Here is a 15,429-nt window from a genome sequence, read left to right on the forward strand (position 1 = left end):
CGTCCTGCCGGTCCTGCACCGACTCGTGACGGGCGGCCGCGGTTGACGTCCGCGGCCCCGATATATACTCAGACAAATGAAATCTACAACACGGTGCCCCGGCCAGGTGGCCCGATCGGAGAGGAAAGGCCCGATGGCAGGACCAATCGCGCGCGTCGATCTGTCAGCCGCCCGGACGGCTGCGGCGGTCGCGCGCGACCGGCGCGGCTACGGCGCGGCCCTGTCGCTGCTGGCGAGCCTGTTCTTCATGTGGGGCTTCATCACGGTCATCAACAACACGCTGCTGCCGCACCTGCGCAGCGTGTTCGACCTCGACTACACGCAGACCACGCTGATCGAGTCGGTCTGGTTCATCGCCTACTTCGTGGCCTCGATCCCGGCGGCGAAGCTGATCGCCCGCGTCGGCTACAAGCGCGCCCTGGTGACGGGCCTCGGCATCATGGCGCTCGGCACGCTCGGGATGGTCCTGGCGTCCCACCAGGTCTCCTACGCGATCACGCTCACCGCCCTGTTCGTGATCGCCAGCGGCATCACCCTGCTGCAGGTCGCCGCCAACCCCTACGTGGCGGTGGTCGGCCCGAGCGAGAGCGCCCCGGCGCGGCTCAACCTCGTGCAGGCGTTCAACTCCCTCGGGACCACCCTGGCGCCGCTGTTCGGCGGCTACCTGATCCTGGGCCGCTCCGCCTCCGGCAACGCCGCGGCCGGGACCGTGCTCACCCCCGCCGAGCGCCTGGCCGATGCGCAGTCGGTGCAGCTCCCCTACCTGATCGTGGCGGCGATCCTGGTGATGCTCGCCGTGGTGATCGCCCGGTTCCCGCTGCCCGCGATGGGCGGCGCGGACGGTGCCGCCGCGCCGGCCGCCAAGATCGCCAAGACCGAGCGCGCCGGCCTGTCGCTCTGGCGCCACCGCAACCTCGTCCTCGGCGTGCCGGCGATCTTCATCTACCTGATCGCCGAGATCGGGGTCTCAAACCTGTTCATCAACTTCGTGGCGCAGCCCGAGATCGGCGACCTGACGCACGCCCAGGCCGCGCGCTACCTGTTCCTGCTCTGGGGTGGGATGATGGTCGGCCGTTTCGTCGGCAGCTACCTGATGCAGCGCCAGACGGCCGAGGCCGTGCTGGCCGGTGCGGCCATCGGCGCCTGCGCGGTGATGCTGGTCGCAGCCTTCGCCGCGGGCCCTGTGGCGATGTGGGCGCTGATCTCGGTCGGGCTGTTCCACGCGATTATGTTCCCGACGATCTTCACCCTCGGAATCCGCGGGCTCGGGTCGCTGACCGAGGCGGGATCGGGTCTGCTGATCATGGCGATCGCCGGCGGCTCGCTGGTGGTGGTGCAGGGCTGGGCCGCGGACCGGTTCGGATTGCAGCACGCCTTCCTGATCACGGCGGCCTGCGAGCTCTACGTCCTGTTCTACGCGCTCTGGGGCTGCCGGCCGGGCGCCTCCGGCTGCCGGTCCGAGGGCGCCTGATCGGCGATCGGACCAGAGAGGGGGACCATGGACCCGCAGATCCGCATCGGTCCGATCGCCGATCAGGCGCCCTCGGACCGGCAGCGTCGCCCGGGCCGAGCGCGACCGGCTCGGGGAGGGACCCGTCTGGGTGCCGGAGCGGGAGCGCCTCTTCTGGGTCGACATCGAGGCGCCGGCCCTGCGCTGGCTCGACCTCGCGAGCGGTGCGGTGGGCACCCGCCCTTTTCCGGAGCCGCTGGGCTGGATCATCCCCCGGGCCGGCCGGCGGGATTTCATCGTCGGCCTGAAGAGCGGATTTGCGGTCTTCGACCTCGATGCCGACCGGCTGACCCCGATCGGCGATCCCGAGCCCGAATATCCGGACAACCGCCTGAACGACGCCAAGGTCGATGTCGCCGGCCGGATCTGGGCGGGGAGCATGCATGAGGCCGAGACCGCGGTGTCGGGCGCCCTGCACCGGCTCGACCCCGACCTGACCTGGCGGCGGATGGACAGCGCGTACGGCGTCGCCAACGGTCCGACCTTCAGCCTCGACGGCCGGATCCTCTATCACAGCGACAGCGCCGCCCGGACGGTCTACGCCCTGGACCTCGCCGGGGACGGCACGCTGTCCGGCAAGCGGGCCTTCCTGCGCTTTCCGGACGCGTGGGGCTGGCCCGACGGGATGACCACGGATGCGGAGGGCTGCCTCTGGATCGCCCATTGGGGCGGCGCCCGGATCAGCCGCCTGGATCCGGAGGGGCGCCTGATGCGTGCGATCGCCCTCCCCGCCCCCAACATTACGAGCTGCGCCTTCGCGGGCGCGGGCCTGAACCGCCTGTTCGTCACCTCGGCGTCGCGGGGTGCCGAGCACGTGCCGGCGGCCGGGGCCTTGTTCGAGCTCGATGTCGGCGTCAGAGGCCTGCCGCCCCGCGCCTTCGGCGGCTGAGGCGGTTCCCGCCCGGAACGCGCGGCCCGGTCGTCATGACCCCGCTGCGCGCGGAGGCGGCAGCGTACCCGTGCCCTTCGGCCGGCAGCCAAGACTGGTCTGTGGGTTCCATGCTCCGCCTGCGAGAGGATCCCGGCCTGATCCTGCGCGTGCGGCGGCACCGTCTCACGCCGTGCAATGGCGTCGTTGAGGGCGTCTCTACGTCCGGATTGCTCCGCGAGACCTCGATTCCGACGCACACGAAATAGATGTGTGGCAAGAATATATTCCTGTTGCGTCTCACTGGATGGTTCATCTGAATCAACGAGGACGTATCTGCCAGTGCTGCTTCGAAGTTCTCGGCTTGTTGTCGGTCTAGGGAGGTTCAAGCCGGTGACCAGATGGGACCGATTGTCTCCTGAAGATTTTTCCATTTCAATGAGGAATAGCCCATATTTTCCGTGAGCTTAGCATTAAAAACCGGATTTTCGGCGCTTGAACGCAGAATTTAACCTGAGTTGTTTCTTCGGGATCGGATTCCCGATCTACATAGCTTTAAGTCCTTGCAGGGGAGTTTCCACGCCTCGTGCCGGAATGTGTGCTCATTACCGGGGGTGCCGGCTTCATCGGCCGTCACCTCTCCGCCGAACTGCTGCGTCGCGGCTACCGTGTGCGCGTACTCGACAGCCTGATTGAGCAGGTCCATGGCGCCGACAAGGGCGGCGCCGAGGTTCTGCCCCGGGAGGTCGAGTTCCAGCGCGGCGACGTCCGCGACGGCGAGGCGGTGAGCCGCGCCCTGCGCGGGGTCGACCGGGTCGTGCACCTCGCCGCCGAGGTCGGCGTCGGCCAGAGCATGTACGCGGTCGAGCGCTACGTCTCGGTCAACGATTGCGGGACGGCGGTGCTGTTCCAGCAGCTCATCGAAGCGCCGGTGAAGCGCGTGGTCGTGGCCTCGTCCATGAGCATCTACGGCGAGGGGCTCTACCGCACCTCCGACGGCGGGACCGCCGAGGAGGTGGTGCGCCGCCCGCGCCGGCCCGGCGAGCCCTGGGATCCCCTCGACGCGCACGGGCAGCCCATGCGGCCGATCCCGACGCCGGAATCGAAGCGCCCGGCTCTGGCCTCCGTGTACGCCCTGACCAAGTACACGCAGGAGCGCCTGACGCTGACGCTCGCCCCCGCCTACGGGATGGAGGGCGTGGCGCTTCGGCTGTGGAACGCCTACGGGCCGGGGCAGGCCCTGTCGAACCCCTATACCGGCGTGCTGGCGATCTTCGCGGCCCGCCTGCACAATGGCCAGCCGCCGATGATCTTCGAGGACGGCGAGCAGCGGCGCGACTTCGTCCACGTGGAGGACGTCGCCCAGGCCTTCGCGCTGGCCCTGGAGCATCCCGCCGCCGCCGGACAGGTCTACAACGTCGGCAGCGGCCAGGACCGGACGGTCCGCGAGGTCGCCCGGCTGCTCGCCCGCGCCATGGGCCGGGAGGGCACCGAGCCGGAACTGGCCGGTCAGGCTCGGCTCGGCGACATCCGCCACTGCATCGCCGATATCGGCAAGATCCAGCGCGAACTCGGCTACGCCCCGCGCCGCGACTTCGAGGAGGGGCTCGCCGAACTCGCCGCCTGGGTGGCCGAGCAGCAGGCCATCGACCGCGTCGCGGAGGCGCGGCGCGAACTCGAAGCACGCGGTCTCGTCGCGTGAGCGGGCGGCCGATCCTCGTCACCGGCGGCGCCGGGTTCATCGGCGCCAACCTGTCCGACAGCCTCGCGGCCGACGGCCACGCCGTGATCGTCTACGACGCCCTCTCGCGTCCCGGCGTCGCGGCCAACCTCGATTGGCTGCGGCAGCGCCACGGCAGCCGGATCACCGCGGTCGTCGCCGACATCCGGGACGATCAGGAACTCGCCCGCGCGGTGGCCGAGGCCGGGGCGGTGTTCCACTTCGCCGCCCAGGTCGCCGTGACCACGAGCCTCGTCGCCCCCCGGGCCGACATGGAGATCAACCTCCTCGGCACCGTGAACCTGCTGGAGGCCGTGCGCACCCTGACGCGGCCGGTGCCGGTGCTCTACGCCTCGACCAATAAGGTCTACGGCGACCTGCCCGACATCGCCCTCGACGCGATCGGCGACGCCTACCTGCCGGCCGATGCCGGCCTGCGCGCCCGCGGCATCGGCGAGAACCGGCCCCTCGACTTCCACACGCCCTACGGCTGCTCCAAGGGCGCGGCCGACCAGTACGTCCTCGACTACGCGCGGAGCTTCGGCCTCCCGGCGGCGGTGATGCGGATGAGCTGCATCTACGGCCCGCGCCAGATGGGCAACGAGGACCAGGGCTGGGTCGCCCACTTCCTGATCCGCGCCCTCGCGGGCGAGGCGGTCACGCTCTACGGCGACGGGCGGCAGGTGCGCGACATCCTGCACGTGCGCGACGTGGTGGCGGCCTACCGGGCGGCGCTCGCCCGCATCGGCGACGCGGCCGGCCACGCCTTCAACATCGGCGGCGGCCCCGGCAACGCCGTGAGCCTGCTGCAGCTCCTCGATCATGTCGGCGCCCTGCTGGGCCGCCCGGTGGAGCGGAGCTTCCAGGCCTGGCGCCCGGGCGACCAGCGCTACTACGTCTCCGACACGCGCCGGGCCGTCGCGCGGCTCGGGCTCGAACCCTTCACGGGCTGGCGCGACGGGGTCGCCGACCTCGCCGGCTGGCTGACCGCCGCGCGCGCGCAGCCGGGCGCCGCCGCGCCGATCGCGGGAGCCGCCGCATGAGGGTCGCTCCATGAAAGTCGCCCTCGTCAACCCGCCCTGGGACTACCGCAACAGCATCTATTTCGGGTGCCGCGAGCCGCACCTGCCCCTGGAACTCGCCTACGCGGCCGCGCTGCTCGCCGCCTACGGGCACGAGACGCTGCTGGTCGATGCGCATCTGGAAGGCCTCGACGCCGGGACCGCCGCCGACCGGGTGGCGGCCTTCGCGCCGGCCATGACCGTGGTGACGACGGCGCCGACCTACCTGTTCTGGCGCTGCGCCCCGCCGGAGCTGCGGGTGCCGCGGGCCTTCCTCGACACCCTGGCGGGCCGGGGCGGGGTCCGTGTGGCGGTCGGCCCCCACGGTTCGGCCACCCCGCGGCCGGCCCTCGACAAGCTCGGCTGCGACATCGTCGTGCGCGGCGAGTGCGAGGAGGTCGTCGCGCGGCTCGCCGGCCTGCCCGATCTGCGTCCGGAGACCCTGCGGGCCGTGCCCGCCCTCGCCTTCCGCGACGGCGAAGCCGCCGTCGTGACCGGGCCGCCCCATGCCGGCCGCTTCACCGACCTGCCGGCCCTGCGCTGGCCGGACCACTGGATCGCCCGGCACCGCCACCACCACCACCGGTTCGAGGCCGCGCCGGACGGTCCGGGCGCCGAGGTCGAGGCCTCCCGCGGCTGCCCCTACACCTGCTCGTTCTGCGCCAAGATCGACTTTCGCGATGCCTACCGGCGCCGGGATCTCGGGATCGTCCTCGACGAGATCGATGGGCTGATCGCGCAGGGCGTCACCTACGTCTACTTCGTCGACGAGATCTTCCTGCCGCAGAAGCCGCTGCTGGAGGCGCTGGTCGCCCGAAACATCCGCTTCGGGATCCAGACCCGGATCGACCTGTGGAAGCCCGACATGCTCGACCTCCTCGGGGCGGCGGGCTGCGTCTCCATCGAGGCCGGGATCGAGAGCCTGACGGAGGCGGGCCGCGCCGCCCTCGACAAGCGCTGCCGCGCCTCGACCGACGACCTCGCCGAGCGCCTGATCCACGCCCGCCGCTCGGTGCCGTTCGTGCAGGCGAACCTCATCGCCGTGGCGGGGGACGACCCCGACCTCGTGGCGACGTGGCGCGACCGCCTGCGCGGCCAGGGCGTCTGGGCGAACGATCCCGTGCCGCTCTACCCCTACCCGAGTTCCCCCGATTACCGGCGGCTCTGGGGCGAGCCCGACGACCGGGCCTGGGAGCGGGCGCACGCCCATTATCTCGGCCAGTTCACGCAGTTCAGCGACATCCAGGACGAGCGCCCCCTGCCCCTGCCCGAGCTGGAGGCCGCATGCGGGTGCTGCTGAACCAGTTCCGGGAGACGGCGCCGCACGTCCTGATGAGCGCGGATGCGGTGGGCGGCGTCTGGCAGTACAGCCTCGACCTCGCGTCCGGCCTGGTCCGGCGAGGCTTGGCCGTGACCGTCGCGGTCCTGGGGCCCGCGCCGTCGGAGGCGCGGATCGCCGCGGCCGAGCGCGCGACGGGCGCGCGGATCGTCGCCACCGACCTGTCCCTCGACTGGACCGCCGAGACGCCCGAGGCCGTGTTGGACGCCGCGCGGGCGCTCGCCGGGCTCGCCCGGACGCTGGGCGCCGATCTCGTGCACCTGCACAGCCCCGCCCTGGCGCTCGCGGATTTCCCCGTGCCGGTGGCGGCCGTGTGCCATTCCTGCGTGGCGACGTGGTGGGATGCCGTCGAGAGCGGGCCGCTGCCGGCCGACCTCGCCTGGCGACACGACCTCACCGTCCGGGGCTGCCGCGCCGCCGACGCCCTCCTCGCCCCCACCCGGGCGCACGCGCTCGCGACCGCCCGGGTCTGCGACCTCGCGCGGCCGCCCGTGGTGGTCCGCAACGGGCGCGCGCCGAGCGGCGTGCCGCCTCGGGCTGCCGCGCCCGTCGCCTTCACGGCCGGCCGCCTCTGGGACCGGGCGAAGAACGCTGCCGCCCTGGACCGCGTCGCCGCACGCCTGTCGGTGCCGCTGCGCGCCGCCGGCGCCCAGGACGGGCCGAACGGTGCGCGGGGCGAGACGCGCCACCTGCACCGTCTCGGGCGGCTCGACGACGCGGGGATCGCCGCGGAACTCGCCGGCCGACCGGTCTTCATCTCGCTCGCCCGCTACGAGCCGTTCGGCCTCGCCGTGCTGGAGGCCGCCGCTTCGGGCTGCGCCCTCGTCCTGTCGGATATCCCGAGCTTCCGCGAGCTGTGGGACGGGGCCGCGGCCTTCGTGGGCGCGGACGACGATGCCGCCGCGGCTGAAGCCGTGCAGGGCTTCCTGGACGATCCCGTCCGGCGCGAAGCCGCCGGCGCGGCCGCTGCACAGCGCGCCGCCCGCTACGGAGCCGACGCCATGACCGAGGGCGTGCTCGGCGTGCTGCACGGCCTCCTCGCCGGGGCGCCGGCGCGGCTCGGCGGAGCCGCCGCATGAGGATCGCCTACTTCACCCACTCGCTGGCTTCGTGCTGGAACCACGGCAACGCCCATTTCCTGCGCGGCGTCCTGCGCGCGCTGATGGCGCGCGGCCACGATGTCGCCGCCTACGAGCCGGAGGGCGCCTGGAGCCTCGAGAACCTCCTGCGCGACCACGGCGAAGCCGGCCTCGACGCCTATCGGGCGGCCTATCCGGAGCTCGCCTCCGCGCGCTACGCGGCGGTCGATGCCGTGGTCGAACGCGTGGCGGATTGTGACCTCGTCCTGGTCCACGAATGGAGCGATCCGGCCCTGGTCGCTGCTCTGGGCGCCGCCCGGCGCCGCGGCGCGCGCTACACGCTCCTGTTCCACGACACGCACCACCGGGCGGTGAGCGCCCCGGTGGAGATGGAGCGCTTCGATCTCTCCGGCTACGACGGCGTGCTGGCCTTCGGGGAGACCCTGGCCGCCGTCTACCGGGCGAAAGGCTGGGGGCGCCGCGTCTTCGTCTGGCACGAGGCCGCCGACACCCGCCTGTTCCATCCGCCCGCCGAGGAAGGCGCGCGCGCCGGGCTCGTCTGGATCGGCAATTGGGGCGACGACGAGCGCAGCGCGGAACTCGAGACCTACCTGTTCCGCCCGGCCGCCCAGGTCGGGCTGCCCCTCGACATCTACGGCGTGCGCTACCCCGAGGCGGCGCTCGCGACCCTGAGGCGCACCGGCGCCCGCTATCACGGCTGGGCGGCGAACGCTGCGGCGCCGGGCCTGTTCGCCCGGCATCTCGCCACAATCCACGTGCCGCGGCGCTTCTACGTGGAGCGCCTGCCCGGCATTCCGACGATCCGCGTGTTCGAGGCGCTCGCCTGCGGCATCCCCCTGGTCTGCGCCCCCTGGGACGACGCGGAAGACCTGTTCCGGCCGGGCCGGGACTACCTCGTGGCCCGCACCGGCGCCGAGATGGAAAGCCACCTGCGCGCCCTGCAGGCGGATGCCGGCCTGCGGGCCGCGCTCGCGGCTTCCGGCCTCGCCACGATCCGGGCGCGCCACACCTGCGCGCACCGGGCCGAGGAACTGCTCGGCATCGCCGAGGACCTTGCCGGAGGCCTGCGGGCGCCCGCCACCCTGGAGGCCACCGCATGAAGATCGCCTTCTACGGCTCCTCCCTGCTGTCGTCCTACTGGAACGGCGCCGCGACCTATTACCGGGGCATGCTCAGCGCCCTGGCGCAGCACGGCCACACGATCACCTTCTACGAGCCGGACGCCTTCGACCGGCAGCAGCACCGGGATATCGAGCCGCCGCCCTACGCGGCGGTGACGGTCTACCCGGCGACGATCGAGGCGGCGCGCGCGGTCATCGCCGAGGCGGCGCAGGCCGACGTGGTGGTGAAGGCGAGCGGCGTCGGGGTGTTCGACGATGAACTGCTCCACGGCGTGATCGCCGCATCCCGTCCCGAGGCGGTGCGGATCTTCTGGGACGTGGACGCCCCGGCAACGCTCGCCGAGATGCGCGCCGACACCGATCATGCGCTCCGCCGCGCCCTGCCCGACCTCGACCTCGTGCTCACCTACGGAGGCGGCCCGCCGGTGGTCACGGCCTACGAGGGCTTCGGCGCCCGGGCCTGCATCCCGATCTACAACGCCCTGGACCCGGACACCCATTTCCCGGTTCCGCCGGAGCCGCGCTTCGCGGCCGATCTCGCCTTCCTGGGCAACCGCCTGCCCGACCGCGAGGCCCGCGTCGAGAAGTTCTTCCTCGCCGCCGCGGCGCGCCTGCCGGAGCGGTCCTTCCTGATCGGCGGCAACGGCTGGGAGAGCCGCGGCCTGCCGCTGAACGTCCGGCATCTCGGGCACGTCTACACGCGCGAGCACAACGCCTTCAACACGACGCCCTTGGCCGTCCTGAACATCGCCCGCGACAGCATGGCGGCGGTAGGCTTCTCCCCCGCCACCCGCGTATTCGAGGCGGCGGGGGCCGGCGCCTGCCTGATCACCGACGCCTGGGAGGGCCTCGGCCTGTTCCTCGACGACGGGAGCGAGGTGCTGGTCGCCCGGGACGGGCGGGACGTTGCCGACCACGTCGCCGCCCTGACTCCGGAGCGCGCCCGCGCCATCGGCGAGGCCGCGCGTCGCCGCATCACGGCCGAGCACACCTATGCGCGCCGGGCCGTCGAGGTCGACGCGATCCTGCGGGCCGAGGCGGCCCGCAAGGCGGAGGCCGCGGGCGCGGCCCGGCGGAGCGTCGCGTGAGCGCGGCCCCGCAGGCCCCGCTGCGCCTCGTCGTCCTGGGCCTGAGCCTGTCCTCGTCCTGGGGGAACGGGCACGCCACCACGTACCGGGCGCTGCTCAAGGCCTTCGCCGGCCGCGGCCACGACGTGCTGTTCCTGGAGCGCGACGTGCCCTGGTACGCCGCCCACCGCGACCTGCCCGAGCCCGGCTTCTGCGACCTCGCCCTCTACGCCGACCTCGACGGACTCGCGGAGTACCGCGGCGCGATCGCCGCGGCGGATGCCGTGATCGTCGGCTCCTACGTGCCCGACGGAATCGCGGCCGGCGCGCGCGTGCTCGATTGGGCGCGGGGCGTCACCGCCTTCTACGACATCGACACGCCGGTGACCCTGGCGGCGCTGGAGACCGGCACCTGCGCGTATCTCGCGGCCGACCAGATCCGCGACTACGACCTCTACCTGTCGTTCACGGGCGGCCCGACCCTGCGACGCCTGGAGCGGACCTACGGGGCACCGGCCGCCCGGGCCCTCTACTGCTCGGTCGATCCGGAGGCCTACCCGGCTCTCGACCGGCCGGCACGCTACGATCTCAGCTATCTCGGGACCTACAGCCCGGACCGGCAGCCCGCGCTGGAGCGCCTGCTGATCGAGCCGGCCCGCCGCGCCCCGGAGCTGCGCTTCGCGGTGGCGGGTCCCCAATACCCGGCCGGCATCGATTGGCCCGCCAACGTCGAGCGGATCGAGCACCTGCCGCCGGACCGGCACCCCGACTTCTACGCGGCGAGCCGCTACACCCTGAACGTCACCCGCGCCGACATGGTCCGGGCCGGCTGGAGCCCGAGCGTGCGCCTGTTCGAGGCGGGGGCCTGCGGCACGCCGGTGATCTCCGATCGCTGGGACGGGCTCGAGACGCTGCTCGTCCCGGAGCGCGAGATCCTGCTGCCGGAGGGGCCGGAGGCGGTCCTGTCCACCCTGCGCACGCGGTCCGAGGCGGAGCGGCGCCGCCTGGGTCAGGCGGCCCGCACGGCGATCCTCGCCCGGCACACGGCGGCCGCGCGCGCGGCGGATCTCGAACATGTCCTCGCGGAAGCGCGAACCCGGCGGGGCGCCGGCCGTCCGGCCGCGTCCGACCTCGCGATCATCGGTCATTAGGTACGCGGGAGAATGATGGTGGCAAACGGGAGGGGTCTCCGAGTCCTCGTCGCCGGCGGCGCAGGGTTCATCGGCTCGCATCTGATCGACGCGCTTATCGGTGACGGGGCCCGCGTCACCTGCATCGACAGCCTGCTGACCGGGCGGCACGCGAATCTCGCGCATCTCGCCAACGAGCCGCGCCTCGACTTCGTCGAGGCGGACGTGACCGAGCCGCTGCCGCCGCTGCCGCGCTTCGACCGCGTGTTCAACCTCGCCTGCGCGGCCTCGCCGCCGCATTATCAGGCGGATCCGGTCCACACGATGATGACCAGCGTGCTCGGCACCGGCCGGCTCCTGGAACTCGCCCGGGACGCCGGCGCGCGCTTCCTCCAGGCCTCGACCAGCGAGGTCTACGGCGATCCGGAGCGGCACCCGCAGCAGGAATCCTACTGGGGCAACGTGAACCCCACGGGGCCGCGCGCCTGCTACGACGAGGGCAAGCGCTCCGCCGAGACCCTGACCTTCGATTTCGAGCGCCGCCACGGCCTCGACATCCGAGTCGCCCGCATCTTCAACACCTACGGGCCGCGGATGCGGGCCGATGACGGCCGCGTCGTCTCCAACGTGATCTGCCAGGCGCTCGCGGGCGACGACATCACGGTCTACGGCAACGGCGAGCAGACCCGCTCCTTCTGCTACGTCAGCGATCTGGTCGGCGGTCTGCTGCGCCTGATGCGCGCCGAGACGCCCCTCGACGGCCCGGTCAACCTCGGCAACCCCCGGGAGATGACCGTGGGCGAGCTGGTCGATCTCGTCGTGCGGATGACCGAGACCCCGTCCCGGATCGTGCGCCGGCCGCTGCCGGTGGACGATCCCCAGCGCCGCCGGCCCGACATCACCCGCGCCGAGACCCTGCTCGACTGGTCGCCCAAGGTGTCGCTCGAGGAAGGCTTGGAGGCGACGATCGCGTGGTTCTCCCGCGAGATCGCCCCGCGCCGGCCGCTGCCATCGATCGAGGAGCGCGCCTTTGTCGCCGGCTGAACCCCGCTTCCTGCGGCCGAGGCGCTGATGGCCGTCTCTCCCATCCGTGTCGGCCTCGTCGGGATCGGCAACTGCGCCTCGTCCTTCGTGCAGGGGCTGCACCATTATCGCGACGCGGCGTCCGGCGAGGCCGTACCCGGCCTGATGTCGCCTGATCTCGGCGGCTACCGGGTGCGCGACATCGCGGTCGTCTCGGCTTTCGACGTCAGCGCCGCCAAGGTCGGGCGCGATCTCGCCGACGCGATCCTGGCCGAGCCCAACAACACGCAGGTCTTCGCCGCGGTGCCGGCGACCGGCGTCACGGTGCGGCGCGGGCCGACCCATGACGGGATCGGACGCTACCTGGAGGGGGTGATCGCGGAATCGCCCGAGCCGGTGGCCGATGTGGCGGCCGAACTCACCCGCACCGGCACGCAGGTGCTCGTCTCCTACCTGCCGGTGGGCTCTCAAGGAGCCACCGAGTTCTACGCCGAATGCGCGCTCCAGGCCGGCTGCGCCTTCGTGAATTGCATTCCGGTCTTCATCGCGTCGGACCCGGAATGGGCGGAGCGTTTCGCCGCCAAGGGGCTGCCGATCGTCGGCGACGACATCAAGAGCCAGGTCGGCGCCACCATCGTGCACCGGGTGCTGGCGAACCTGATGCGCGAGCGGGGCGTGCGGCTCGACCGGACCTACCAGCTCAATTTCGGCGGCAACGCCGACTTCCTGAACATGCTCGAGCGCGAGCGGCTGGAATCGAAGAAGCTCTCGAAGACCCGGGCGGTGACGAGCCAGCTCGACACGCCGCTGGCACCGGGCGACGTCCATGTCGGCCCGAGCGACCACGTGCCGTGGCTGACCGACCGGAAATGGGCGCATATCCGGCTGGAGGGCACCGCCTTCGGCGGCGTGCCGCTCAACATCGAGCTGAAGCTCGAAGTGTGGGATTCGCCGAACTCCGCCGGCATCGTGATCGACGCGGTGCGCTGCGCCCGCCTCGCCCTCGACCGGGGCCTCGGCGGCGCCCTCGAGGGCCCGTCGAGCTACTTCATGAAGTCGCCGCCCCGGCAGTTCACCGACACGGAGGCGCGGGAGCGGACCCTGCGCTTCGTGGTCGGCGAGGAGGCGTGATGGCGGGGCTCGCGCCGGGGAGAGCCGCGTCCATGGCGAGCCCGACCGCCTCATGAGGCAGGTCTTCCTCGTCCGCCACGGCAGCCATGACCGGCTCGGGCGGATCCTGTGCGGGCGCATGCCGGGCGTCTCGCTGAGCGAGACCGGACGCGCCGAGGCGCAGGCCCTCGCCCGCCGTCTCGCCGGGAGCGGCGCCGGTCTCGTGCTGGCGAGCCCGCGCGAACGCACCGCCGAGACCGCTTCCCCGATCGCCACGACCCTCGGCCTTGCGGTCGTGACCGAGCCGGGCCTTGACGAAATCGCGTTCGGCGACTGGACGGGCCGCGCCGTCGACGACCTCGCGGCCGAGCCCGCCTGGACCCTCTGGAACACGGCCCGGACCACGGCCCGGCCGCCGGGCGGCGAGAGCATGGCGGAGGCGCAAGGCCGGATCGGCCGGGTCCTCGAGAGCCTCGCCGAGGACGGCGCGCCCGCCATCCTGGTGAGCCATGCCGACGTGATCCGGGCCGCGCTCCTACGGGTCCTGGGCCTCGGCCTCGACGCCTACGACCGGATCGTGGTCGATCCGGCCTCCTGCAGCGAGCTCGCCCTCTGGCCCGGGGGCGGGCGCGTCGTCTCCCTCAACGAACGGATCGCACCATGACGGCCTCCGATCTGCGCCGGCAGGCCGACGCCCTCGGACCCTGGTTCCACAACATCGATCTCGGCGGCGGGATCTGGACCGCCCCGGACCATTTCCTCGGCGATTATCCGGGGGTGAAGTGGCGGCGCTTCGCCGACGCGCTGCCCGCCGACCTCACCGGCAAGAGCGTCCTCGATATCGGCTGCAACGGCGGCTTCTACGCCATCGAGATGAAGCGGCGCGGCGCGGCCCGGGTGCTCGGCCTCGATGCCGACGACCGCTACCTCGCCCAGGCCCGCTTCGCCGCCGCTAGCCTCGGCCACGACATCGAGTTCCGCAACCTCTCGGTCTACGACGTCGGCGCGCTGGGTGAGCGGTTCGACATCGTGCTGTTCATGGGGGTGCTCTACCACCTGCGCCACCCGCTGCTCGCCCTCGACCTGATCCGCGAGCACGTGGCCGGCGACCTGCTCGTGTTCCAGTCAATGCTGCGCGGCAGCCGGGCGGTCGAGCCGGTCGCCGAGGATTACGATTTCTGGGACATGGACCAGTTCGAGCGGCCCGGTTACCCGAAGATGCACTTCGTCGAGCATGCCTACGCCCACGACTGGACCAACTGGTGGATCCCGAACCGTGCCGGCATCGAGGCGATGCTGCGGGCGAGCGGCTTCTCCATCGCGGCCCAGCCCGAGGCCGAGGTCTATCTCTGCCGCACCGCGCCGGTCCCCTACGGGCTGGGAGCCGAATACCCCGCGCGGGCGGCGACTCACGAACGCGGAAGCACGCGATGATCGACTCGGTGATGCTCTGGAACGAGCCCAACAACAAGTCGCACTGGGACCCTGAGATCGACCCCGACTGGCTGCTCTTCGCCGAGATGGTCAAGGAGGCGGGCCACGCGATCCGGGCGGTGAACCCGGCCCTGACCCGCGTGCTCGGCGGCATCTCGCCGATCGATCCGATTTTCATCCGCAACATGGAAGGACGCGGCGTGCTCGACGCCGTCGACGCGGTGGCGGTGCACGGCTTCCCCCTCGACTGGAACCTGTGGTCGATCCACGATTGGCCGGCCAAGGTCGACGAGATCCGCGCGGTCACGAACCTGCCGGTCTGGGTCTCGGAGGTCGGCGTCTCGACCTTCGGCGCCGAGGAGGTGCAGGATTGGGGCCTGCGCCGGACCCTGGAACTGCTCTCCGGCCGGGCGCCGCGGATCCACTGGTACAGCCTCTACGACCTGCCGCGGGAATGGGAGGCCACCACCCGCCACAGGGAGGCCGAGGGCTCCTCCTATTACCGGCACTTCCACATGGGCCTGCTGCGCCAGGACGGCACGCCGAAGATCGCCCTGGAGAGCTTCGCCCGCCACACGCCGGAGATCGGCCTGTGCCAGTGGTTCCATTTCGAGGATCACCGGCTCGACGAGGCCGTGGCGTGGATGAAGCGGCTGGGCGTGCGCTACCTGCGCACCGGCCTGTCCTGGGCCGACAGCTTCCGCCCGGGGGCGCTCGACTGGTTCGACCGGCAGATGGAGGCGCTGAAGGATTTCGACGTCACCGTCACCTTCTGCTTCACGCCGGAGCACCGGGGCATCACGCCCCATCACACCAGTGCGCCGCTGGTCCGCGCGGAATACGCGGAGTTCTGCGCCGCCATGGTCCGGCGCTACGCGCCCGCGGCTTCCGGCGGGACCAGCAACATAGATTGACGCCCGGACCGGGGGCGACCGCTATCCCTCGG

At 72.1% G+C, this 15,429-nt stretch carries 14 protein-coding genes; all 14 read left to right on the plus strand.

Annotation, left to right across the window (positions count from 1 at the left end):
• Positions 1–133: 133 nt before the first annotated feature.
• The 14 genes from AC3WSN_RS08210 (at position 134) to AC3WSN_RS08275 (ending at position 15,397) form a co-directional block, all read left to right on the plus strand.
• Positions 134–1,471, plus strand: a complete 1,338-nt coding sequence (locus AC3WSN_RS08210) for a sugar MFS transporter (protein ID WP_492537210.1) — start codon at positions 134–136, stop codon at positions 1,469–1,471.
• Positions 1,472–1,532: 61 nt separating this feature from the next.
• Positions 1,533–2,399, plus strand: a complete 867-nt coding sequence (locus AC3WSN_RS08215; RefSeq protein ID WP_492543041.1) for an SMP-30/gluconolactonase/LRE family protein — start codon at positions 1,533–1,535, stop codon at positions 2,397–2,399.
• Positions 2,400–2,964: 565 nt separating this feature from the next.
• Positions 2,965–4,080 carry an NAD-dependent epimerase/dehydratase family protein gene (locus AC3WSN_RS08220; RefSeq protein ID WP_192709212.1) on the plus strand — a complete coding sequence of 372 codons (1,116 nt, stop codon included), beginning with the start codon at positions 2,965–2,967 and terminating at the stop codon, positions 4,078–4,080.
• Positions 4,077–5,141 (plus strand): SDR family NAD(P)-dependent oxidoreductase, encoded by a 1,065-nt coding sequence (locus AC3WSN_RS08225; RefSeq protein WP_492537212.1) that lies wholly within the window; start codon positions 4,077–4,079, stop codon positions 5,139–5,141. The genes AC3WSN_RS08220 and AC3WSN_RS08225 overlap by 4 nt, the downstream gene beginning before the upstream one ends.
• A gap of 10 nt (positions 5,142–5,151) precedes the next feature.
• Positions 5,152–6,459 (plus strand): TIGR04295 family B12-binding domain-containing radical SAM protein, encoded by a 1,308-nt coding sequence (locus AC3WSN_RS08230; RefSeq protein WP_492537214.1) that lies wholly within the window; start codon positions 5,152–5,154, stop codon positions 6,457–6,459.
• On the plus strand, positions 6,444–7,577 hold the full coding sequence (locus AC3WSN_RS08235) for a glycosyltransferase family 4 protein (protein ID WP_492537216.1): 1,134 nt from the start codon (positions 6,444–6,446) through the stop codon (positions 7,575–7,577). The genes AC3WSN_RS08230 and AC3WSN_RS08235 overlap by 16 nt, the downstream gene beginning before the upstream one ends.
• Entirely contained in the window at positions 7,574–8,698 is a 1,125-nt protein-coding gene (locus AC3WSN_RS08240; protein WP_492537218.1) for a CgeB family protein, read from the plus strand. Before AC3WSN_RS08235 ends, AC3WSN_RS08240 begins: the two co-directional genes overlap by 4 nt.
• Positions 8,695–9,807, plus strand: coding sequence for a CgeB family protein (locus AC3WSN_RS08245; RefSeq protein ID WP_192709207.1), 1,113 nt, complete (start codon positions 8,695–8,697; stop codon positions 9,805–9,807). Before AC3WSN_RS08240 ends, AC3WSN_RS08245 begins: the two co-directional genes overlap by 4 nt.
• Positions 9,804–10,937, plus strand: a complete 1,134-nt coding sequence (locus AC3WSN_RS08250; RefSeq protein ID WP_492537220.1) for a CgeB family protein — start codon at positions 9,804–9,806, stop codon at positions 10,935–10,937. The genes AC3WSN_RS08245 and AC3WSN_RS08250 overlap by 4 nt, the downstream gene beginning before the upstream one ends.
• An 18-nt stretch (positions 10,938–10,955) precedes the next feature.
• Positions 10,956–11,960, plus strand: a complete 1,005-nt coding sequence (locus AC3WSN_RS08255) for a UDP-glucuronic acid decarboxylase family protein (protein ID WP_373622507.1) — start codon at positions 10,956–10,958, stop codon at positions 11,958–11,960.
• A gap of 27 nt (positions 11,961–11,987) precedes the next feature.
• Positions 11,988–13,070 (plus strand): inositol-3-phosphate synthase, encoded by a 1,083-nt coding sequence (locus tag AC3WSN_RS08260; RefSeq protein WP_492537222.1) that lies wholly within the window; start codon positions 11,988–11,990, stop codon positions 13,068–13,070.
• A 52-nt stretch (positions 13,071–13,122) separates the two neighbouring features.
• Positions 13,123–13,713, plus strand: a complete 591-nt coding sequence (locus tag AC3WSN_RS08265; RefSeq protein ID WP_492537224.1) for a histidine phosphatase family protein — start codon at positions 13,123–13,125, stop codon at positions 13,711–13,713.
• Complete coding sequence (locus AC3WSN_RS08270; protein WP_192709203.1) at positions 13,710–14,483, plus strand: TIGR04290 family methyltransferase; 774 nt, start codon at positions 13,710–13,712, stop codon at positions 14,481–14,483. Before AC3WSN_RS08265 ends, AC3WSN_RS08270 begins: the two co-directional genes overlap by 4 nt.
• Positions 14,480–15,397 (plus strand): glycoside hydrolase 5 family protein, encoded by a 918-nt coding sequence (locus AC3WSN_RS08275; RefSeq protein WP_192709202.1) that lies wholly within the window; start codon positions 14,480–14,482, stop codon positions 15,395–15,397. The genes AC3WSN_RS08270 and AC3WSN_RS08275 overlap by 4 nt, the downstream gene beginning before the upstream one ends.
• The last annotated feature ends 32 nt before the right edge of the window (positions 15,398–15,429 follow it).

It is taken from the genome of Methylobacterium sp. FW102-HT35C08, assembly GCF_058790235.1.

What these genes read in the sequence shown, in the direction of transcription:
- AC3WSN_RS08240 (WP_492537218.1), top strand. Translation starts at nt 7,574, where the DNA reads ATGAGGATCGCCTACTTCACCCACTCGCTGGCTTCGTGCTGGAACCAC.
- AC3WSN_RS08245 (WP_192709207.1), top strand. Translation starts at nt 8,695, where the DNA reads ATGAAGATCGCCTTCTACGGCTCCTCCCTGCTGTCGTCCTACTGGAAC.
- AC3WSN_RS08235 (WP_492537216.1), top strand. Translation starts at nt 6,444, where the DNA reads ATGCGGGTGCTGCTGAACCAGTTCCGGGAGACGGCGCCGCACGTCCTG.
- AC3WSN_RS08210 (WP_492537210.1), top strand. Translation starts at nt 134, where the DNA reads ATGGCAGGACCAATCGCGCGCGTCGATCTGTCAGCCGCCCGGACGGCT.
- AC3WSN_RS08265 (WP_492537224.1), top strand. Translation starts at nt 13,123, where the DNA reads ATGAGGCAGGTCTTCCTCGTCCGCCACGGCAGCCATGACCGGCTCGGG.
- AC3WSN_RS08230 (WP_492537214.1), top strand. Translation starts at nt 5,152, where the DNA reads ATGAAAGTCGCCCTCGTCAACCCGCCCTGGGACTACCGCAACAGCATC.
- AC3WSN_RS08260 (WP_492537222.1), top strand. Translation starts at nt 11,988, where the DNA reads ATGGCCGTCTCTCCCATCCGTGTCGGCCTCGTCGGGATCGGCAACTGC.
- AC3WSN_RS08270 (WP_192709203.1), top strand. Translation starts at nt 13,710, where the DNA reads ATGACGGCCTCCGATCTGCGCCGGCAGGCCGACGCCCTCGGACCCTGG.
- AC3WSN_RS08275 (WP_192709202.1), top strand. Translation starts at nt 14,480, where the DNA reads ATGATCGACTCGGTGATGCTCTGGAACGAGCCCAACAACAAGTCGCAC.